The sequence below is a fragment of the Mesorhizobium sp. B2-4-6 genome (assembly GCF_006442775.1).
GTDB lineage: Bacteria > Pseudomonadota > Alphaproteobacteria > Rhizobiales > Rhizobiaceae > Mesorhizobium.
Genome location: NZ_VFVI01000001.1, coordinates 785,789 through 804,798, shown reverse-complemented (window position 1 = coordinate 804,798; position 19,010 = coordinate 785,789). Strand labels below are relative to the sequence as shown.

Below are 19,010 nucleotides of genomic sequence, written 5' to 3'. Positions count from 1 at the left end.
ATCCTGTTCGGCAAGACGATCCTCATCACCGGAGTCGCCTCGGGCATCGGTGCGCGTACCGCGGAACTCGCCGGCCAACTCGGCGCCGACGTGATCGGCGTCGATATGCGCGAGCCGGCCGGCCACCAGGGCGTCTTCGTCCAGGCCGACATCTCGTCCCAGGCCGGCGTCGACGATCTCGTCGCGCGGCTGCCGCAGCGCCTCGACGCGCTCTGCAACATCGCCGGCCTCTCCGGCAACACCGGTGCCGCACCGACGCTCGCCGTTAACTTCTACGGCCTGCGCGCGCTCTCCGAGGCGCTGGCGCCAAGGCTTCGCGAAGGCGGCGCCATCGTCAACGTCGCCTCCATCGCCGGTTATGGCTGGCGCGCCAATCTGAACCGCGCCGCCTCGATGGTCAGCATCGAAGGCTTTCCCGACGTCGCCAAGCTGATTGCCGACCATGCGGTGAAGAACGAGGAAGGCTATCCTGTCTCGAAGGAACTTTTGCTCCTGTGGACCTTCCGCGCCGCGCATCAGGACCTGTTCAAGAGCCGTGGCATCCGCGTCAACGCGGTCAGTCCCGGCCCGGTGGAGACGCCGATCCTCAAGCAATTCCGCAGCGTGCTTGGCGATGCCCGCGTCGACAGCGATATTGCGCGGGTCGGCCGCGCCGGCACATCGGGCGACATCGCACCGATCGTGTTGTTCCTGTGCTCGGACGGCGCGCGCTGGATCAACGGCGCCAACGTGCCGGTCGACGGCGGCCTCGAAGCATCTATAAACGCCGAAGTGCTCGGCTTCTGAGACAATCTGCAACGCTCGATCGCGAGCGAGGAGAGACCCATGGACATCGGACTTCTGATCGACGGCGACGAGCGGGCGGCGACCGGCAAGGCCTCCTATGAGCGCCTGGACCCATTCACCGGCAAGCTCGCGACGCGCGCCGCTGCCGCAAGCGTCGCCGACGCCAACGCGGCCGCCGATGCCGCGGCCGCAGCCTTCGATGCGTGGTCGAAGACCGGGCCTGGCGAACGCCGGGCGCTGCTTTCCAAGGCAGCCGACGTCATGGCCGCCAAGGTCGGCGAGTTCACGAAACTGATGATGGAAGAGACCGGCGCCACCGGTCCCTGGGCCGGCTTCAACGTCATGCTGGCGTCCAACATGCTGCGCGAGGCGGCGGCGATGACCACGCAGATTTCCGGCGAGGTTATTCCGTCCGACAAGCCCGGCACGCTTGCCATGGCGATCCGCCAGCCAGCAGGCGTGTGCCTCGGCATCGCGCCGTGGAACGCGCCGGTGATCCTCGGCACCCGCGCGCTCGCCATGCCGCTCGCCTGCGGCAACACGGTGGTGCTGAAGGCCTCTGAAATGTGCCCCGGCACGCACCGACTGATCGGCCAGGTGCTGGTCGAGGCCGGCCTGCCCAAGGGCGTGGTCAATGTCGTCACCAACGACCCGAAGGACGCGGCGGCTATCGTCGAGACGCTGATCGCACACCCGGCGGTGAAGCGTGTGAATTTCACCGGCTCGACCAAGGTCGGCCGCATCATCGCCGAGCTCTCCGGACGGCACCTCAAGCCGGCCCTGCTCGAGCTCGGCGGCAAGGCGCCGCTGGTCGTGCTCGACGACGCCGATATCGACGCAGCGGTCAATGCCGCGACCTTCGGCGCCTTCATGCATCAGGGCCAGATCTGCATGTCGACCGAACGGCTGATCGTCGACGAAAAGATCGCCGACGAGTTTGTCACCAAGCTCGCCGCCCGCGCTTCGCAACTGCCGGCCGGCGACCCGCGCGGCCATGTCGTGCTCGGCTCGCTGATCAGCAGCCAGGCCGCTGACAAGATGGAAGAACTGATCGCCGACGCGACCGCGAAGGGCGCGAAATTGGCGGCTGGCGGCAAGCGCACCGGCACGGTCGTGGAAGCCACACTTCTCGATCACGTGACGCCCGCGATGCGCGTCTATTCGGAAGAGTCCTTCGGTCCGGTGAAGCCGGTCATTCGCGTGAAAGGCGAGGACGAGGCGGTACGCGTCGCCAACGACACCGAATACGGCCTGTCGTCGGCCGTCTTCAGCCGCGACATCCGCCGCGCGCTCGCCGTCGCGGCGCGCATCCAGGCCGGCATCTGCCACATCAACGGCCCGACCGTCGGCGACGAGGCGCAGATGCCGTTCGGCGGCGTCAAGGGCTCGGGTTACGGCCGCTTCGGCGGCAAGGCCTCGATCGCCGAATTCACCGACCTGCGCTGGGTGACGATCGAGGATCCCGGACAGCACTATCCGTTCTGAGAGGCGCCTGCTTTTTCCCTTCTCCCCTTGTGTGGGAGGAGGAAGAAATGAGCTCACCCCAGCGTCAGCCCCGCCTTCTTCGCCTCCTCGCGCAGGAACGGCAGGCCGACCTCGATGACGTCGCGCGGATCTTCCGCCACCGGCCGCCACACCGCGAGCCCGCCGGCGATGTCGACATCGACATGGTTCATGCTTTCGAGTGTTATCGCGCCCTGATAGCCGATGTCGGCGATTGCCTTCATGCAGGCCGCCCAGTTGAGCATGCCGCGACCCGGCACGCCGCGATTTGCCTCCGACACATGCACATAGCCGAGATAAGGCGCCGCCGCCTCGAAACCGGAAGCGAAGCTCTGCTCCTCGATATGCATGTGGTAGGTGTCGAGATGGATGAAGATGTTGTCGGCGCCGACGCGCTCGATGATCCGCGCCGCGTCGACGCCGCGGTTGATCAGATGCGTCTCGTAGCGGTTGCAGGGCTCGATGCCGAGCTTGAGGCCGCGCGACTTCGCCGATTTCGCCGCGCGTTCGAGGAAACGGCACATGCCGTCGATCTCGCGCTGCGTCGGCGCGCGGCCGGTGGTCTTGCCGATTGTGCCGTAGGTGACGCCGCCGAGCGCCTCGGCGCCGACCTCGTTGCAGACCCGGAAAGCCGGCTCGAGGAAATCCAGCGCCTCGTCCGGCCGTTCGACCACATCGAGAGCGCGTGGCAGGCCGAGCGAGGGGACCAGTTCAACACCGTAGCGATTGGCAAAGCTACGCGTCCGCTTGGTGTCGATCTCCTCAGGCCGAAGCAAAGGGATCTCCATCAGGCCGATGCCGTATTCCTTGAGCCGGTCCATCTGCGGCTCGATGCGGGCGAGGTCCCAGACCGGCGCGATGGCGAAAGTGTGCAGTCCGAAGGTGTTCATGTCAGCCTCGTTGCTCATGCGCCGCTGCTGCGGCCGTATCGCCGCCGCCGACGATGCGGCTAACGACTTCGTTCATGTTGGTGTTGGCGGTGACGAGATCGGCATCCGCCCTGCCGTGGCGCAGCACGACGATGCGATCGGTGACCGACAGCACGTCGTTCAGCCGGTGTGAGATCAGGATGACGGCGATGCCTTCCGACTTCAGCCGGCGGATGAGGTCGAGCACGCTCTGCACCTCGCGCACCGCGAGAGCCGCCGTCGGCTCGTCCATGATGACGAGCTTCGGGTTGAAGGTGAGCGCACGCGCGATCGCGACCGTCTGCTGCTGACCGCCGGAGAACGAACCGACCGACCGGTTTATCGACGGCAGGTGCGCGCCCAGCCGCTCGATCATCTTCGACGCCTGGCGATCCATCTCGCCTTTGTTGACGAAGCCAGGAAGCAGACCGAACAGGCGCTTCGTCGGCTCGCGTCCGAGGAATATGTTGGAGGCCACGTCCTGTTGCTTGGCCAGCGAAAGATCCTGGTAGATCATTTCGATGCCGAGTTGGCGGCGCTGGCCCGGGTCCAGCGCGAGGATGTCCTTGCCGTCGAATTCGATCGAGCCGCTGTCGGCGCGGTAGATGCCGGTGATGGTCTTCATCAGCGTCGACTTGCCGGCGCCGTTGTCGCCGACCAGCCCGACCACCTCTCCGGCCGCGACCGAAAGGTCGACGCCGTGCAGCACATCGACCGCACCGAAACTCTTGCGAATGCCACGCAGCGAAAGCAGGGTCATACGCGCGACTCCTTCCGCACCTGGTACTGGTCGATGAAGACGGCGAGGATCAGCACCGCGCCGATCGCCATTTGCTGGTAGTAGGATTGCACCGCAAGCAGCGTCAGCCCGTTCTGCAGCACGCCCATGATCAGCGCGCCGATCATCGTGCCGAGGATCGAGGCGCGGCCGCCGAACAGATTGGTGCCGCCGATGATCGCCGCCGTGATCGCGGTGAGCTCGTAATTGATGCCGGCTGTCGGGTCGCCGGCATTGACGCGGGCGGTGAAGAGCAGGCCCGCGAGGCCGGCCAGCGCGCCGGAGAGCGTATAGATGATGCGGCGGTGGTGCTCGACGCGGATGCCGGCCGCGCGCGCCGCGCCCTCGCTGTCGCCCAGCGCCAGCGTGTGGCGGCCGAAGCGCGTATAGGCAAGCACCGCATGCGCGACGATCGCCGTCACCACCAGGATGATCACCGGCATGGGAATGCCGAACGGCCTGCCCTGCCCGATATAGACGATCTCCGGCGGCAAGCCGTAGATTGCCCTGCCCTGAGAGATCACCAGCGCCAGGCCGCGCGCTAGGCCCAGCATGCCGAGCGTGACGATGAAGGCCGGCACGAAGGCACGGGTGACCAGTTGCCCGTTGATGTAACCGGCGATCGCGCCGGCAAGAATACAGGCGATCACCGCCAGCACCGACGGCCAGCCGAGATTGACGGCGACAAAGGCCCCCGCGACACCGGCCAGACCCATCACCGAGCCAAGCGACAGATCGAGCCCGCCCGAGCCGATGACGAAAGTGGCGGCGATCGCCAGCACGCCGATCGTCGAGGTTGCGAGAAGGATGTTGAGGAAGTTGCTGAGCGACAGGAAATAGGGCGACAGCAGCGCCATCGCCGTGCTCAGCGCCAGAAGCACCACCAGAGACTCAAGTCTGATGTGGAGCCTTTCGACGGATGCGCGCTGCACCCGAGCCCAGAAGCCGGGCTGTTCAGAAGCCATGTCTTTGCACCTTGAGAGAGGGCAGTAAGGCAGTAGGCAGTAGGGCTTAGGCAGTAGGGAAAATATGAGAGCGATCCGAGCGGCACGGACCGCTTACTTGCCTACTGCCTACTGCCTACTGCCTATTCCTACTCACTTCACATATTGCAGCATCGGCTCCTTGCCGGCGTCGATCACGTCCTTGGTCAGCACCAGCGTCGGCACAGCGATGCTGTCCTCGACCTTCTCGCCGGCCAGAACTTTCTTGACGTTCTCGACCGCCTGCTTGCCGACCAGATAGGGAAGCTGCGCCACCGAGGCGTTGAGGCGGCCTTCCTTGATCGACTTCACCGCGTCCGAATTGCCGTCGACGCCGATGATCGTCACCTGCGGACCCTTGCCGGCGGCGTAGACCGACTCGACCGCGCCCAGCGCCATGCCGTCATTGGCGCAGAAGATGGCGACGAGGTCGGGATGCGCGGTCAGCGTGTCGGTGGCGATCGAGGCGGCCTTGCCGCGATCCCAGTCGCCCGGCAGCGAGGCGACGATTTCGAGCCCTGGCGCCAGTTCCTTCAGCTTGTCGGCAAAGCCCTTGGCGCGCTTCTCGCCGGTGATGTTGCCGGAAAGGCCTTCGATCACCAGCACCGGACCTTTGGCATCCTTGCCGAGCTTGTTGGCGAGGTATTCGGCGCCCTGCGCGCCGGCGGCGATGTTGTCGGAGCCGATATGGAAGGTCACCTTGACGCCTTCCTTGTCCAGCACCGCCTGGTCGAGATTGTTGTCGAGGTCGACGATCTTGATGCCGGCGTCCTGCGCCGACTTCAGGCAAGGCAGAAGGTTGGTCGAGTTGATCGCGGCGGTGATCATCGCCACCGGCTTGCGCTCGAGCATCGTGTTGCAAAGGTTGAGCTGCGGCTCGGCCGCCTGGTCGCTCTCGGCCGCCTGCTGGAAGTATTTCACGCCGGCTTCCTTGGCGCCGTCCGCGACGCCCTGCGCCATCGCGCCCCAGAACGGGTTGGCCAGCGTCTTCATCAGCACCCCATATTCGCCGTCCTCGGCCTTGGCGGTACCGACGGCGCAAAACGCAAGCGCGACACCCATGGCAAGGGTAAATCGATTTATCTTCAAGAAATGCGATGTCATTCGATCCTCCGTTGATCCTTGGCGCCGGATGCCTCGGCCAGGGCCGGCGCTAACTTCCGTTCACGACAATGGGGGCTGTTGTCGGTCTCCTCCCCCCGAATGCGGACCGCTGCCTGGCGAGCCAACGGATTCCCGCATCAACACCTGGCAGGGCTCGAGCCGCGCCGTGGGTGGTCCCACGGCGCCCTCGATCCTGCGAAACAAAAGGTTCATCGCCTCGCTGGCGATCCGGCGCACCGGTTGCACCACTGCGCCGATCGCCGGCCATGTCACTTGCATCCATTCCGCATCGTCGAAGCCGACCAGCGAGATGTCGTTCGGGCAATGCCAGCCACGCCGGCGAAACTCCGACAGCGCGACGAGCGTGCCTTTCAAAAGCAGCGAATAAACGGCGGTCGGCCGCTCTCCCCTGGCAAAGTAATCTCGCAGCGAAGCCCTCAACGGCTCGACGCTGACTTCCGAGGTGATGACGTCGATGCGCACCGACGGGTTGAGCGCCAGCGCCTGGGTACGAAAACCATCGAGGCGGGCGCGCACGGTCGCCGCCTGCTCGGCAAGGCCGATGACCAGGATATGGCTGTGGCCCTTGCCGACCAGCGTCCGCGCCACCTCGGCGCTGGCGGCCGCGCTGTCGGCCGATACCGTATCGAAGGCGTCGTCGGATAAGACGCGGTCGATCAGCACGCCGGTCATGCCGTTGGCTTTCATGAAGGCAGCCGCCGGCCCATGCTCGTTGCGCACCGGCGCCAGCACGACGCCGGCAACACGCCAGTCATGCATGCGGGCAAGGATTTCCTTCTCGCGCGCCTCCGATTCACGGCTCGATGCGGCGACCAACGTGTAGCCGCGCTGTTCGGCAAGGCCTTCGAGCTCGGTGACCATCTGGCCGAAGAACTCGCTCTCGAACTCGGGCATTATGGCGCCGATGATGCGGCGCTTGGCGCGACGCATGTCGGAGGCTAGTGGATCGACGCGATAGCCCAGACGCTCGACGGCGTCGAACACACGCTGCGCGTTTTCCGGCTTGACCGTGGTGACGCCGGCCAGCACCTTGGAGACAGTGGCCGCGGACACGCCGGCATGACTTGCCACGTCGTGGATCGACGGACGTCGCTGCCGGATTTGGTGTTGTGCCATTGACCTCCTCCCGAGGACAGGCAGCCGATTTTCTGCCTCGCTACTGTAATCGATAAATCGATTTTTCGTTCTTGTAAATCGTTTCATCGGGAGTAAGACTTGAATGCGTGATTGACGCGATCCAATCGCGCCCGGGAGGAAAGACATGTCCGACAAAGCCTTGCCGCTGGTCATCAGCGCGCCCGAGCCGCGCACGCTCGAGCTGATCTTCACGCCGCCACAGCTGGCGCGCCTGCGCAAGAACTATCGCATCGTCGAGACGACGCCGGAAGGCGTCGCGGCACTGCCCGCCGAAACACTGGCCGAGGCGCGCTATATCGTCGGCCAGCCGCCGATTTCAGCCGAAACGCTGGATAAGCTGAAGGCGCTGCGCTGCGTCTTCAACGTCGAGACCAACCTCCTCAACAACATGCCCTATGAAACGCTGTTCGCCCGCGGCATCCATGTCGTCACCACCGGCCTCGTCTTTGCCGAGCCGGTCGCGGAGCTCGGCCTTGCCATGGCGCTGAATCTCGCCAGAAACATCGTCGACGCCGATCTCGCCTTCCGGCAAGGCAAGGAGCTCTGGGGCGGCGACGGCAACCAGACCGCGCGGCTTCTCTCCGGCGCCGATGTCGGCATCATCGGCTTCGGCGATCTCGGCCGCGCGCTCAACCGGTTGCTGACCGGCTTCCGCACCCGCACCAAGGTCTACGATCCGTGGCTGCCGCCGTCGATCCTGATCGACAATGGCGTCGAGCCGGCCTCGCTGGATGCGGTGCTGTCGCAAAGCGATTTCGTCTTCGTCGTCGCTTCGGTCACCAGCGAGAACCAGGGGTTCCTCGGCGCGGACGCTTTTGCCAAAATGCGCAAGGGCGCGGCCTTCATCCTGCTCAGCCGCGCCGGCGTCGTCGATTTCGCGGCACTCATGGCGGCGGTGAAGAGCAGCCATATCGTTGCCGCAAGCGACGTCTTCCCGGAGGAGCCGCTGGCGCAGGACCATCCTGTCCGCGCGCTCCCCGGCTTCCTGCGCTCGGCGCATCGCGCGGGCGCGCTCGACATCGCCTTCAAGCGGATGGGCGACATGGTGCTCGAGGACATGGATCTCATCGATCGCGGCTTGCCGCCACTGCGCTCCAAGCGCGCCGAGCGCGAGACGGTGTCGAGGATGCGTTCCAAGCCGGTCGACAGGAACTGAGATCGAACAACCTGTCTAAAGCGCGCCCAACGAAGCGCGTCGCGGGCGATTTGCCAAGCCGTCTCCACATACCGCCGGGCCGCGGCCTCCGCCGCTTCCGGCTTGCGTAAGCGGATAGCATCCATGATCGCGTGCATTTAGGCGATCGCCGGCTCGCGGCGGTTCTGCGACAGGATCGTCATCGAGCGCAGCTGGTTGATGCGGACATTGAGATCAGTGACGATCCCCCAGGCGATGCGCTTGTCGGCTGTTTCGAACAGCATCTCGTAAAAGCTCAACAAAGGTCGTTGACAAGCAAATGCTTGAATAATAAGTTCGGTTACAGAACGAATTAATCCGAGGCCCGCCGTGAGCGATCTGCCGCGTATTTCCCGCCAGTTCTCGCAACGCTCTGTCATGGAGGCGATCGTCCAAGGCGGGCCGATATCGCGGGCCTCGATTTCCAAGCTCACCGGCCTTTCGAAGCAGACGATCTCAGAAATCGTACGTGGCCTCGAGCAGGAAGGCTGGGTACAGGAGACCGGACGCACCAGCGGCCATGTCGGGCGCTCCGCCGTCACCTATGAGCTCGTTCACGACGCCGCCTACATTATCGCTGTCGACCTGGGCGGCACCAAGGTGCGCGTGGCGCTGACCGACCTCGCCTGCCAGATCTTCGCCGAAGCGGCGACGCCGACCGATCCGCGCGGCGGCCAGTTCATCATCGACCAGATCGCGGCGCTCGCCTTCCAGGCCGCGGCCAGGGAGCGCATTCCCCGCAAGAAAATCCGCCTTGCCGTCATCGGCGCGCCGGGCGCGCCGGACCCCGCGACCGGCCGCATCCTGCTCGCGCCGAACATCGCCGGCTTCGACGCCATGAATGTGCTTGACGCCTTTGAGAAGGCGCTCGGCGTCGCGGTGATGATCGAGAACGACGTCAATCTCGCCGTGCTTGGCGAGAATTGGCTGGGCCAAGGCCAGGGTATCGACAATCTTGTCTATATCGCGCTTGGCACCGGCGTCGGCAGCGGCCTGATGCTGGGCGGCCATCTGGTGCGCGGCGCCACCCATGCGGCCGGCGAAATCGGTTTCATGCCGATCGGCGCCGATCCGTTCGCCGCGGAATCGCTGCGCACCGGCGCTTTCGAGCGGGCGGTGGCGACACACGCGATGACCGAGCGCTACAGATCCCTGACCGGCACCCAGGTCGCGGTCCCCGCGATCTTCGAGAACGCCGCAACAGGCGACAAGGCAGCGCTCACAGTGCTCGACGAGACGGCGCGCTATCTGGCGCAAGGCATCGCCGCGATCGCCGCCGTCGCCAATCCGGAAAAGGTAATACTGGGCGGCTCGATCGGCCTCAGGCCGGAAATCCTCTCACGCGTCAAAGCCTTGATACCGCTCTGCTTCCCCTACCCTGTCACCGTCGAGGCGGGCGAGCTGGGCGCGCGGGCGGCGCTGATCGGCGCCGCCGCGATCGGCCTTGGCCAGTTGCACAACACGCTCTTCGGCGTCGACGCGCCGGACGGCCGGATTTCACTTCCCACCGCCCAGGCGGCTGCCCTGAAGGAGGTCGTGCTGTGACCAGCGACATCACAACCCGGCTGCGCGCCGCTCTCGATTCCGACCAGGCGCTGGCGCTGTTCAGGGGCGCGATCGGCCGCGACAGCATCACCGGCAATGAAGCGAATTTCGTCGACTTCCTCGAAGCGAAAATGCGCGAGTTGGGACTGAGCGGCTTGAGCCGCGCGGATTTCCTGCCCGGCAGGCCGAACATCTGGGGCGAGCGCAAGGGAACTGGCCAGGGCAAGCGCCTGTTGTTCATCGGTCATACGGACACCGTCCATGTCGACGGCTGGCGCGAGCATTGGGCCGGCACCGAGCGCGAGGACCCGTTCGGCGCGCCCATCGTCGACAACGCGGTCTGGGGCCGCGGCTCGGGCGATCTCAAGGCCGGCATCAGCGCCTCGCTGGCGGCGCTCTCGCTGCTCGACAAGGCCGGCATCCGCCTCAAGGGCGATGTCGCCTTCGCCTTCGTCGGCGATGAGGAAAGCGGCCAGCCCGGCACCGGCGTCTCCGCCGGCATCAAGCATTTCGTCGGCCGCATCGAGGCCGGCGAGGTCGCGGCGCCCGACTTCACCGTCTATGTCGAGCCGACGCGGCTTGCCGTCTACGCCGCGCAGATCGGCTTCTTCATCACCGACATCACGATCACCGGCAAGTCGGCCTATTTTGGCGTGCCGGAGCTCGGCAAGGATGCGCTGCGCGCCGCGCATGCCGCAATGACGGCGCTCTGGAAGCATTCGGACGCGGTGGCTGCCCGCGCCGAGCACAAGCTCGCCGGGCGCGGTTTCCTGCTGATCACCGGCCTCACCGGCGGCGGCTATATCGCCGTGCCCGAGCGATGCACGCTGTCGCTGATCCGCAAGCTCCTGCCGGGCGAGAACCTCGACACGGCCGCCGCCGAGATCGAGGCCGCGGTGCGCGGCGCGATCACCGACCCGGAGATCACCGTCGAGTTCGCCTATCCGGCCGGTCGCGACCACAGGCTGGGTGGCACCGCCGCCGAGATTGACGAGACGCGCGCCGAAGTCGCCCTGCTTTCGCAATCAATGGCAGGTGCCATGGGCGGACGCGGCGTGATCGAGGGCGCGCCCTTCTGGTCGGAATCCTCGTTCTTCGTCAATCGGTTGGGCATTCCCGCGGTCTATTGCGCGCCGGGCGACATCCGCAACTGCCACACTTTCGAGGAGCACGTCGATGTCGAGGAATACCTCGCCGGCATCGTCGGCTTCGCAGCCTTCATGGCCCGCTATTGCGGCGTGGCCGACTGAACGACCAACCAAGCAGAAAATGGGAGACTGAAACATGCCGATGAAGAAATGGATTGCAGCCGCCCTGGCCAGCGGATTGATGCTCGCCGCCGGCGCGGCTCACGCGCAGACGGTCGGACCGCAGGGTGAGACCGCCACCCCGAGTTCCAGCCTGACACTGAGCGATGCCGACATCGCGGCGCTGAAGGACAAGGGCTACAAGGCAGCCCTTCTGTGGCACACCTCTTCCGATTTCACCAACGCGGTGACGGCGGGCGCCACCGACGAGTTCGCCCGCGCCGGCATCTCGATCGCGGTCAAGACCGACGCGCAGTTCGACGCCGCCCGCCAGCGCAGCGACATCGAGACCGCGCTCGCCGCCAAGCCGAACGTCATCCTGGCGTTGCCGCTAGACCCTGTCACTTCCGCCGAAGCCTTCCGCCAAGCGGTCAAGGATGGCGTCAAGCTGGTGTTCCTGTCCAACCTGCCCAAGGATTACAAGCAAGGCACCGACTACGCCTCGATCGTCACCGACGATCTCTACCAGATGGGCAAGCAGGCGGCCGATGCCATGGCCAAGGCCATCGGCGGCAAGGGCAAGGTCGGCTATATTTTCCACGACGCCAATTATTATGTCACCAACCAGCGCGACCAGTCCTTCAAGAAGACCATCGAGAAGGATTATCCAGACATCAAGATCGTCGCCGAACAGGGCATTTCCGACCCGGCCCGTGCCGAGGAACTGGCCAATGCAATGCTGCTGCAGCATCCCGATCTCGACGGCATCTATGTAACCTGGGCCGAGCCCGCCGACGGCGTGCTTTCGGCGCTGCGCGGCGCCGGCAACACGCACACCAAGATCGTCACGCTCGATCTTGCCGAGCCGGTCGCCCTCGACATGGTCAAGGGCGGCAATGTCGCGGCACTCGTCGCCGATAAGGCCTATGAACTTGGCCGCGCCATGGCCGCCTCCGGCATGAAGTCCCTGCTCGGCCAGCAGACGCCCGCCTTCGTCGTGGCGCCGGCGCTGACCGTAACCAAGGAAAATGTCTCCCAGGGCTGGAAGGACTCGCTGAACCGCGATGCACCGCAGTCGGTGCTCGACGCGGCGAAGTGAAGCCGACGCTCCGGTTCGGCCTACCGCGCCGGAGCTCTTTTCCTAAACAAAAAAGGGAACCGACATGCGCAAAGCATTGAGCATCATGACCGTATTGGCGAGCCTGTTCGCCGCTCACGCCTTCGCCGCCGAAGGCGTCACCACCGGCCCGAACGGCGAGAAGCCGGTTCCGGCGGCCTCGCTGACGCTGACAGAGACGCAGGAGCAGCAGATCAAGGACGGCAAGTTCACCGCGGCTCTCGTCTGGCACGAGATGAGCGAGTACACCAACGCCGTCAACGCCGGCGCGCGCGACGAGTTCAAGCGTCTCGGCGTCGAAGTGGTGGCGCAGACCGACGCCGGCTTCGACGCCGCGCGCCAGAAAGCCGATGTCGAGACGGTGATGGCCAAGAAACCGTCTATCATACTGTCGCTGCCGGTCGATCCGGCGACCGCCGCCTCGGTCTACGACCCGGCCCGACAGGCCGGCGTCAAGCTCGGCTTCGTCGACAATTGCCCGGCCGGCTACAAGCAGGGCACGGATTATGTCGCCATCGTTTCGGACGACCTCTTCCAGATGGGCAACAAGGCCGGCATCGCCATGGCCGAGGCGCTCGGCAAGAAGGGCAAGGTTGGCTACATCTTCCATGACGCCGACTTCTACGTCACCAACCAGCGCGACGGCGCCTTCAAGAAGACGATCGAACAGGATTATCCCGACATGAAGATCGCTGCCGAGGCTGGCATGGCCGACCCGGCGCGCAGCGAGGACATCGCGCAGGCGATGATCACCCAGCATCCGGACCTCGACGGCATCTATGTCACCTGGGCCGAGCCGGCTCTCAGCGTGCTCTCCGCATTGCGCGCCGCCGGCAACAAGCACACCAAGATCGTCACGCTCGACCTCAACGAACCGGCCGCGCTCGATATGGTCAAGGGCGGCAACATCGCGGCCCTTGTCGCCGACGAGGCCTACTCGATCGGCGTGACGCTGGCGCGTGCCTCGGCAGGTTCCCTGGTCGGCCTGAAGGCCGAGCCTTTCTATGCCGTCGATTCCATTGCCGTCACCAAGGAGACGGTGAAGGAAGGCTGGAAGAAGTCGCTCAACAGGGATGTGCCCGCGACCATCGCGGACGCCATGAAGTAAACGCCGTGGCAGGCTGCGAAGCACGCATCATCGGAGATCGAACATGTCCAGTGCCAACACCAGTACCGAGGTCGGCAGCCTCGCTAGCCGCTTCAATCTGCAGCAATATGTCGTCTATCTCGGCTTCCTGGCGATCTTCCTGTTCTTCGCTATCATGCTGCGGGACAGCGGCTTCCTCACCGTCCGCAACCTCTCCAACATCGTGCTGCAGACGGCGCCGGTGACGATCATGGCGATAGGCCTCGTCTTCGTCATGTCGGCCGGCGAGATCGATCTTTCGATCGGCTCGATCGTCGCGGTGGCGGCGCTCGCCGCCGCCGTCACCATCGCCTCCTATGGGATGGCGGCGGGCATCGTCGCCGGCCTGGGTGCGGGAATTCTGATCGGCCTCATCAACGGCGCGCTGGTCGCCTATGTAAGGCTGCCTTCCTTCCTGGTGACGCTGGCGACGATGGGCCTGTTCGCCGGTGTCTCGCGCTCGATGACCGATCTGCGTTCGATCTCAGTCACCGACGAGATCTTCACCGGTTTCTTCGGCTCGGGGTCGCTGCTCGGCGTGCCGTCGCTGATCTGGTGGACGGTCATCGCCATCGCCATCGGCCATCTCGTCTACCGTGAGACGCGTTTCGGCGCGCATGTGCTGGCGACCGGCGACAACGCCCGCGCGGCGAGCGTCTCGGGCATCAGCGTGCCCAAGATCAGGCTCGCCGTGCTCACCATCAGCGGGGGGCTCGCGGGGCTTGCCGGACTGCTCTACGCCGGGCGCCTGCAAGCGGCGAAATACACGCTCGGCGAGACCGATCTGATGACGGTGATCGCTGCCGTCATCGTCGGCGGCACGCTGCTCAACGGCGGCAAGGGCTCGATCGTCGGCGCGCTCGTCGGCTCGCTGATGATGGGCATGCTGAACAACGGCCTGATCCTGATGGGCCTTTCGGTCTCCGACCAGATGATCGTGCGCGGCCTGATCATCCTCACCGCCGTCGCCGTGTCGCTGCGCGACAAATCCCGCTGAAGGAACCTTTCCATGTTTCTCGACGTTCTGCGCCGCCGCAACCCCGCCTTCATCGAGGCGGCGATCGGCCTTCATCAGCAGGGCAAGCTGCCGGCCAACGCCTATGTGCTCGATCTCGACACGGTTGAGCATAATGCGGCGGTCCTCAAGCAGGAAGCCGACCGGCTCGGCCTGAAGATATTCGCCATGACCAAGCAGGTCGGGCGCTCGAGCTCATTCTGCAAGGCGGTGATGCGCGGCGGCATCGAGCGCGCCGTGGCGGTCGACATGGCCTGCGCGCGCGCCACACACAAGGCCGGGATGAAGCTCGGCCATCTCGGCCATTTGCAGCAGATAGCGAAATTCGAAGCGGAGGCGGCGGCGACCGCCTTCCAGCCGCATTACTGGACCGTCTTCAACGACACCAAGGCCGAGGAAGCAGGCAAGGGCGCCAAGGCCGCCGGCTATGTTCAGGACCTGCTCGCCCGCATCGCGGCCGAAGGAGACATTTTCTACCGCGGCCATGAAGGCGGCTTCGACGCCGGCGAGGTTGTCGGCGTCGCCGACCGGCTCGATGCCGTTCCGGGCGGCCGCTTTGCCGGTATCACCACCTTCCCTGCCCTGCTCTTCGACCATGCCGCGCGAAAAGTGTTGCCGACGCCCAATCTTGCAACGCTGAGCAAGGCCGCCGAGGCGCTGGCAAAATCTGGCCGCAAGGAAATCGAGATCAATGCGCCCGGCACCACATCCAGTGTGATGCTGGCAGCGCTGGCGGAAGCCGGCGCCACGCAGTGCGAACCTGGCAACGGCCTGCATGGCACCACGGCGCTGCATGTCATGGAAGACCTGCCGGAATTACCTGCGGTGCTCTATCTCACCGAAGTCTCGCATCTGTCGGGCGGCAAGGCCTACTGCTTCGGCGGCGGCTTCTATATCGACCCGATTTTCCCGAACTATGACGTCAAGGCGATCGTCTCGGCCGAGCCGACAGCGGCCGCCACAGCGCTCAAAAGCGTCGAGGTGCCGCCGCCTTCGGCGATCGACTACTACGCCATGATCGACGCTTCCGGCGCGCGAGCTCCGAGGCCGGGCGACAGCGCCATCTTCGGCTTCCGCGGCCAGGCCTTCGTCACCCGCGCCTATGTCGTCGGCGTCTCGGGTGTCTCGAAGGGCAATCCGAAGGTCGAAACCATCGAGAACGGCTTTGGCGAACCCTATGCCTGGCCTGTCTAGGAGATGACCATGAACGCGCCCATCCTGCAGCTTCAGGATATCCGCAAGAATTTCGGCGGCATCACCGCGATCGAGAACTTCTCGCTCGAAGTCTTTCCGGGCGAGATCGTGGCGCTTGTCGGCGACAACGGAGCCGGCAAGTCGACGCTGGTCAAGATCGTCTCAGGCGTGCATCCGCCTTCCTCCGGCACGATAGCCATCGAGGGCAAGCCGGTGACGATGTCGAACGCCACCATGGGGCGCGCGCACGGCATCGAGGTGGTCTATCAGGATCTCGCCTTAGCCGACCAGCAGACCGTCTACATGAACATGTTCCTCGGCCGCGAGCCGCTGAACCGCTTCGGCCTGCTCGACCGCCGCCGCATGATCGCCGAGACGGAAAAGCTGGTGAAGGAGCTCGACGTACGCATCCCTTCCGCTCATGCCACCATCCGCGACCTCTCCGGCGGCCAGCGACAAGGCGTCGCGATCGCCAGGGCGACGCACTGGGCAAGCAAGCTGATCCTGCTCGACGAGCCGACTGCCGCCCTTGGCGTCGCCGAGACCGCCAAGGTGGAAGAAATCGTTCTGTCGCTAAAGCAGCGCAATGTCGGCATCCTGATCATCAGCCACAGCCTCGACCAGGTGTTCAAGCTGTCGGACCGCATCTGCGTCTTGAGGCGCGGCAAGCAGATCGGCGTGCGCGAGACGAAGAAGACCGACAAGAACGAGATCATCGCCATGATCACGGGCTTGCAGCAGCAATAGTGGCCTGGCCCTTGCCGGCCTAGGCGACGAGGTCGCTGCTGGGTATTTGTGTGGCAGGGACGAAATTGGCCTCCAGCCAGGCAATGGCGCTCGCGACATCTTCGATGGCGAAGCGCGCCGCGGTCTCGCCTTGCGGCTTGACGCGGATCGAGATCCCACCCGCGGCGTTGACCGTGTCGAAGCCGTTCTCGTCGGACGTATCGTCGCCAAGAAACACCGGACGCCTGCCGGTGAATGGATCGAGCTGCATGAAGCGCCGGATCGCGGCGCCCTTGGCCGCTTCGAGCGGCATCAGCTCGACGCCCGCGTTGCCGGCGATCACGCGGTAGCCTTGCGGCAAGCGCGCGAGTGCCGCCTCGACCAATTCCGTCGCCCGAGCCAGAAGCTGAGGGGCGGCTCTCGTGTGGATGGCGAGCACCGGCCCCTTGCGCTCGACATAGACGGCCTTGCTCGCCAGCTCGAGTTCGATCTCGTCGGCAAGCGCCGCCATATCCGCCGGCTCGTCGGCGGCTTCGATCTTTCCGTCCGGCGCGAGCCTGTGTTCCAGCCCATAGAGGCCGGCGATCCGCAGTTTCAACGGGTCGAACAGATGGTCGACGGCTGCTATCGAGCGACCGGTGATGAAGGCGAGCGCACCGTCGAGCCGCCGCTCGATCCTCTCCAGGAGAATGCGCAACTCCTCGCTGACCGAGACGGCGTCGGGATGCGCCGCATGCTCCAGCAAGGTGCCGTCGATGTCGAGGAAAAGCGCCCACCGGCCTTCGGGAAGCGGTGGGGTAAGGTCTGCCTGGATGTTCATCGGAATCCGACTGCCTGTTTGCGTTCGAACATGGAGACGACATTGTCGCCGGTGGGACCTGCCGGCCGGTCGTATAAGGCGGTGACCCTGTCGAGGTCGCCGCGCTTCCTCAGCCGCGCCGCGTCGAGCAGCATGCTGCCGGCCCAGCGATAGACATTGTTGTCACGCACGATCTCGCGCATGCGCCGCATGCGCTCACGCTGCTCGTCTGGCCCCATGGTCAGCGCTTGCAGCATCGCCTCGCTCATCATCGCCGCATCGTAAGGATTGACGATCAGCGCCTCCAGCAGCTCGCGCGAGGCGCCGGCGAAGGTGCTGAGCAAAAGCACGCCCTGCTCGTCGTCGCGCGAAGCCACGAACTCCTTGGCCACGAGGTTCATGCCGTCATGCAGGCTGGTGACCAGGCAGATGTCGGCCGCGCGATAGAGTTCATAGACCGCGGCCTGCGAATGATGTTCGGCCACCATGACCACCGGCCGGTAGGATTCATTGCCGTAGCGCTGGTTGAGCTCGTCGGCACAGCGCAGGCATTCCTCATACAGCTGCTTGTAGGCCGGCAACGTGCCCCGGCTCGGAGCCGCGATCTGCAGGAATACGACTTTACCCACCATTTCAGGATGGCGAATGAGCAGTTCCTCAAGCGCATGGAAGCGATCGAGGATGCCTTTGGTGTAATCGAGACGCTCGACGCCGACGCAAAGCTTGGCGCCGGCTGGAATTCTGAACCGCTTGCGCACGCGCGCCCGGCATTCCTCGACGCTGGGCAGGGCTTTCAGGAGCTCGACCGGCCATTCGATCGAGATCGGATAGGAATGCACCAGCGTCACCTGGCCGCCGTAGGAAATGGCGGCATCGGCTCGCTCAATGCGGCTTTCCATGAAGCGGTCGACGCTCTCGGTGAAGTTGTTGGCGTGGAACTGGGTGTGGAAGCCCACGATCGAACTGCCGAGCAGTCCGTCCAGGATGCGTTCGCGCCAGGGGCAGATGCTGAATACTTCCGAATTCGGCCAAGGGATATGCCAGAAGGTGATGACGATCGCCTCGGGCAGCCGCTCACGGATCATGCGCGGCAAGAGCGCGAAGTGGTAGTCCTGGACCAGCACGATCGGCCGCTCGTTGCGCGCCTCGGCAACCACCGTCTCGGCGAATTTGCGGTTGACGGCCTCATAGGCCTCCCAGTCCGACTCGCGAAAGATCGGCCGCGTGAACGCGATATGGCAGAGCGGCCACAGGCCCTCATTGGCGAAGCCGAGATAGTAGCCTTGATATTCGTCGTCGCTCAGCCAGACCCGGCGCAGCGTGTAGGAGGGATGGCCAGGCGGCACTTGCACGCGGTCGTTTCCGTCGACCACGGTCCGGTCGGCGCTGCCGCCGCCATAGGCGATCCAGGTTCCGGCGCATGCGCGCGTGATCGGCTCCAGCGCGGAAACCAATCCGCTCGCCGGCACCACCAATTCGACTTCGCCGTCCTTGCACTCGTTGTGGATATACGGCTCACGGTTGGAGACGACGATGACCTGCGCATCCGGCAGGTCCTCGGCAAGGATCTTGCGCAAGGTCTCCGGCGACCAGCTCACGAGAGCCGCATCCACCGACTGGCCGTTCTTCTCGAACTCGCGCAGCACCTTGCGCGCGGCCTCGGACGCAACATCATCGCCTGGTGGAACTGAGGCGCGAGCGTGCTGGCGCCGATGCCGAGAAACTGAAATGAAGATCGCCAGAGCGGAAAGTCCGAGGCTCGCGAGAATAAGGACCAAAAGCAGGTCGACGCCATATTGTGTCATTGAAGTGCCAGGTTGCCTCCGGCTGTCCGCTCTTTGTTTTTC

At 65.0% G+C, this 19,010-nt stretch carries 17 protein-coding genes and 1 pseudogene; 10 read left to right on the top strand and 8 right to left on the bottom strand.

Features of this window, described 5'->3' with window-relative positions; genetic code table 11:
* Both FJ957_RS03850 and FJ957_RS03845 read left to right on the top strand, forming a co-directional pair.
* Positions 1 to 786 carry a coniferyl-alcohol dehydrogenase gene (locus tag FJ957_RS03850; protein WP_140829538.1) on the top strand — a complete coding sequence of 262 codons (786 nt, stop codon included), beginning with the start codon at positions 1 to 3 and terminating at the stop codon, positions 784 to 786.
* 39 nt (positions 787 to 825) lie between these two features.
* Positions 826 to 2,271, top strand: coding sequence for an aldehyde dehydrogenase (locus tag FJ957_RS03845; RefSeq protein ID WP_140828699.1), 1,446 nt, complete (start codon positions 826 to 828; stop codon positions 2,269 to 2,271).
* 53 nt (positions 2,272 to 2,324) lie between these two features.
* Here FJ957_RS03845 and FJ957_RS03840 read toward each other — a convergent pair whose 3' ends face one another.
* The 5 genes from FJ957_RS03840 to FJ957_RS03820 all read right to left on the bottom strand — a co-directional run bounded on the left by FJ957_RS03840 (position 2,325) and on the right by FJ957_RS03820 (position 7,199).
* Positions 2,325 to 3,197, bottom strand: coding sequence for a sugar phosphate isomerase/epimerase family protein (locus tag FJ957_RS03840; protein WP_246685763.1), 873 nt, complete (start codon positions 3,195 to 3,197; stop codon positions 2,325 to 2,327).
* Positions 3,181 to 3,957 carry an ATP-binding cassette domain-containing protein gene (locus FJ957_RS03835; RefSeq protein WP_140828697.1) on the bottom strand — a complete coding sequence of 259 codons (777 nt, stop codon included), beginning with the start codon at positions 3,955 to 3,957 and terminating at the stop codon, positions 3,181 to 3,183. Before FJ957_RS03835 ends, FJ957_RS03840 begins: the two co-directional genes overlap by 17 nt.
* Positions 3,954 to 4,940 carry an ABC transporter permease gene (locus FJ957_RS03830; protein WP_140828695.1) on the bottom strand — a complete coding sequence of 329 codons (987 nt, stop codon included), beginning with the start codon at positions 4,938 to 4,940 and terminating at the stop codon, positions 3,954 to 3,956. The genes FJ957_RS03835 and FJ957_RS03830 overlap by 4 nt, the downstream gene beginning before the upstream one ends.
* 132 nt (positions 4,941 to 5,072) lie before the next feature.
* Positions 5,073 to 6,062 carry a substrate-binding domain-containing protein gene (locus FJ957_RS03825; protein ID WP_140828693.1) on the bottom strand — a complete coding sequence of 330 codons (990 nt, stop codon included), beginning with the start codon at positions 6,060 to 6,062 and terminating at the stop codon, positions 5,073 to 5,075.
* Positions 6,063 to 6,122: 60 nt separating this feature from the next.
* Positions 6,123 to 7,199, bottom strand: coding sequence for a LacI family DNA-binding transcriptional regulator (locus tag FJ957_RS03820; RefSeq protein WP_140828692.1), 1,077 nt, complete (start codon positions 7,197 to 7,199; stop codon positions 6,123 to 6,125).
* Positions 7,200 to 7,344: 145 nt separating this feature from the next.
* Between FJ957_RS03820 and FJ957_RS03815 the strand changes: the two genes are divergently transcribed.
* Positions 7,345 to 8,376 carry a hydroxyacid dehydrogenase gene (locus FJ957_RS03815; protein WP_140828690.1) on the top strand — a complete coding sequence of 344 codons (1,032 nt, stop codon included), beginning with the start codon at positions 7,345 to 7,347 and terminating at the stop codon, positions 8,374 to 8,376.
* Between the two features lie 29 nt (positions 8,377 to 8,405).
* Here the strand turns inward: FJ957_RS03815 and FJ957_RS03810 are convergent.
* Positions 8,406 to 8,648 (bottom strand): annotated as a pseudogene (locus tag FJ957_RS03810) (FCD domain-containing protein); the annotation flags it as partial.
* Between the two features lie 76 nt (positions 8,649 to 8,724).
* On the opposite strand from FJ957_RS03810, the gene FJ957_RS03805 reads away from it, so the two are divergent.
* The 7 genes from FJ957_RS03805 to FJ957_RS03775 all read left to right on the top strand — a co-directional run bounded on the left by FJ957_RS03805 (position 8,725) and on the right by FJ957_RS03775 (position 16,385).
* Positions 8,725 to 9,939, top strand: a complete 1,215-nt coding sequence (locus FJ957_RS03805; RefSeq protein WP_140828688.1) for an ROK family transcriptional regulator — start codon at positions 8,725 to 8,727, stop codon at positions 9,937 to 9,939.
* Positions 9,936 to 11,189 carry a M20/M25/M40 family metallo-hydrolase gene (locus tag FJ957_RS03800; protein ID WP_140828686.1) on the top strand — a complete coding sequence of 418 codons (1,254 nt, stop codon included), beginning with the start codon at positions 9,936 to 9,938 and terminating at the stop codon, positions 11,187 to 11,189. Before FJ957_RS03805 ends, FJ957_RS03800 begins: the two co-directional genes overlap by 4 nt.
* 34 nt (positions 11,190 to 11,223) lie before the next feature.
* A complete protein-coding gene (locus FJ957_RS03795; protein WP_140828684.1) occupies positions 11,224 to 12,285 on the top strand; it encodes a substrate-binding domain-containing protein in 1,062 nt (353 codons plus the stop codon).
* Positions 12,286 to 12,349: 64 nt separating this feature from the next.
* Positions 12,350 to 13,411: a substrate-binding domain-containing protein gene (locus tag FJ957_RS03790; protein ID WP_140828682.1), complete on the top strand. Its 1,062-nt coding sequence runs from the start codon at positions 12,350 to 12,352 to the stop codon at positions 13,409 to 13,411.
* A 43-nt stretch (positions 13,412 to 13,454) separates the two neighbouring features.
* Positions 13,455 to 14,426 carry an ABC transporter permease gene (locus tag FJ957_RS03785; RefSeq protein WP_140828680.1) on the top strand — a complete coding sequence of 324 codons (972 nt, stop codon included), beginning with the start codon at positions 13,455 to 13,457 and terminating at the stop codon, positions 14,424 to 14,426.
* A 12-nt stretch (positions 14,427 to 14,438) separates the two neighbouring features.
* Positions 14,439 to 15,638 (top strand): alanine racemase, encoded by a 1,200-nt coding sequence (locus tag FJ957_RS03780; RefSeq protein WP_140828678.1) that lies wholly within the window; start codon positions 14,439 to 14,441, stop codon positions 15,636 to 15,638.
* Between the two features lie 9 nt (positions 15,639 to 15,647).
* Positions 15,648 to 16,385 carry an ATP-binding cassette domain-containing protein gene (locus tag FJ957_RS03775; protein ID WP_181170190.1) on the top strand — a complete coding sequence of 246 codons (738 nt, stop codon included), beginning with the start codon at positions 15,648 to 15,650 and terminating at the stop codon, positions 16,383 to 16,385.
* 19 nt (positions 16,386 to 16,404) lie between these two features.
* On the opposite strand, the gene otsB is transcribed toward FJ957_RS03775, so the two are convergent.
* Positions 16,405 to 17,184: a trehalose-phosphatase gene (gene otsB, locus FJ957_RS03770; RefSeq protein ID WP_140828676.1), complete on the bottom strand. Its 780-nt coding sequence runs from the start codon at positions 17,182 to 17,184 to the stop codon at positions 16,405 to 16,407.
* Positions 17,181 to 18,968, bottom strand: coding sequence for a trehalose-6-phosphate synthase (locus tag FJ957_RS03765; RefSeq protein WP_140828674.1), 1,788 nt, complete (start codon positions 18,966 to 18,968; stop codon positions 17,181 to 17,183). The genes otsB and FJ957_RS03765 overlap by 4 nt, the downstream gene beginning before the upstream one ends.
* Positions 18,969 to 19,010: the final 42 nt, after the last annotated feature.

What these genes read in the sequence shown, in the direction of transcription:
- FJ957_RS03785 (WP_140828680.1), top strand. Translation starts at nt 13,455, where the DNA reads ATGTCCAGTGCCAACACCAGTACCGAGGTCGGCAGCCTCGCTAGCCGC.
- FJ957_RS03845 (WP_140828699.1), top strand. Translation starts at nt 826, where the DNA reads ATGGACATCGGACTTCTGATCGACGGCGACGAGCGGGCGGCGACCGGC.
- FJ957_RS03780 (WP_140828678.1), top strand. Translation starts at nt 14,439, where the DNA reads ATGTTTCTCGACGTTCTGCGCCGCCGCAACCCCGCCTTCATCGAGGCG.
- FJ957_RS03815 (WP_140828690.1), top strand. Translation starts at nt 7,345, where the DNA reads ATGTCCGACAAAGCCTTGCCGCTGGTCATCAGCGCGCCCGAGCCGCGC.
- FJ957_RS03795 (WP_140828684.1), top strand. Translation starts at nt 11,224, where the DNA reads ATGCCGATGAAGAAATGGATTGCAGCCGCCCTGGCCAGCGGATTGATG.
- FJ957_RS03765 (WP_140828674.1), bottom strand. Translation starts at nt 18,968, where the DNA reads ATGACACAATATGGCGTCGACCTGCTTTTGGTCCTTATTCTCGCGAGC.
- FJ957_RS03775 (WP_181170190.1), top strand. Translation starts at nt 15,648, where the DNA reads ATGAACGCGCCCATCCTGCAGCTTCAGGATATCCGCAAGAATTTCGGC.
- FJ957_RS03830 (WP_140828695.1), bottom strand. Translation starts at nt 4,940, where the DNA reads ATGGCTTCTGAACAGCCCGGCTTCTGGGCTCGGGTGCAGCGCGCATCC.
- FJ957_RS03820 (WP_140828692.1), bottom strand. Translation starts at nt 7,199, where the DNA reads ATGGCACAACACCAAATCCGGCAGCGACGTCCGTCGATCCACGACGTG.
- otsB (WP_140828676.1), bottom strand. Translation starts at nt 17,184, where the DNA reads ATGAACATCCAGGCAGACCTTACCCCACCGCTTCCCGAAGGCCGGTGG.
- FJ957_RS03835 (WP_140828697.1), bottom strand. Translation starts at nt 3,957, where the DNA reads ATGACCCTGCTTTCGCTGCGTGGCATTCGCAAGAGTTTCGGTGCGGTC.
- FJ957_RS03790 (WP_140828682.1), top strand. Translation starts at nt 12,350, where the DNA reads ATGCGCAAAGCATTGAGCATCATGACCGTATTGGCGAGCCTGTTCGCC.
- FJ957_RS03825 (WP_140828693.1), bottom strand. Translation starts at nt 6,062, where the DNA reads ATGACATCGCATTTCTTGAAGATAAATCGATTTACCCTTGCCATGGGT.
- FJ957_RS03840 (WP_246685763.1), bottom strand. Translation starts at nt 3,197, where the DNA reads ATGAGCAACGAGGCTGACATGAACACCTTCGGACTGCACACTTTCGCC.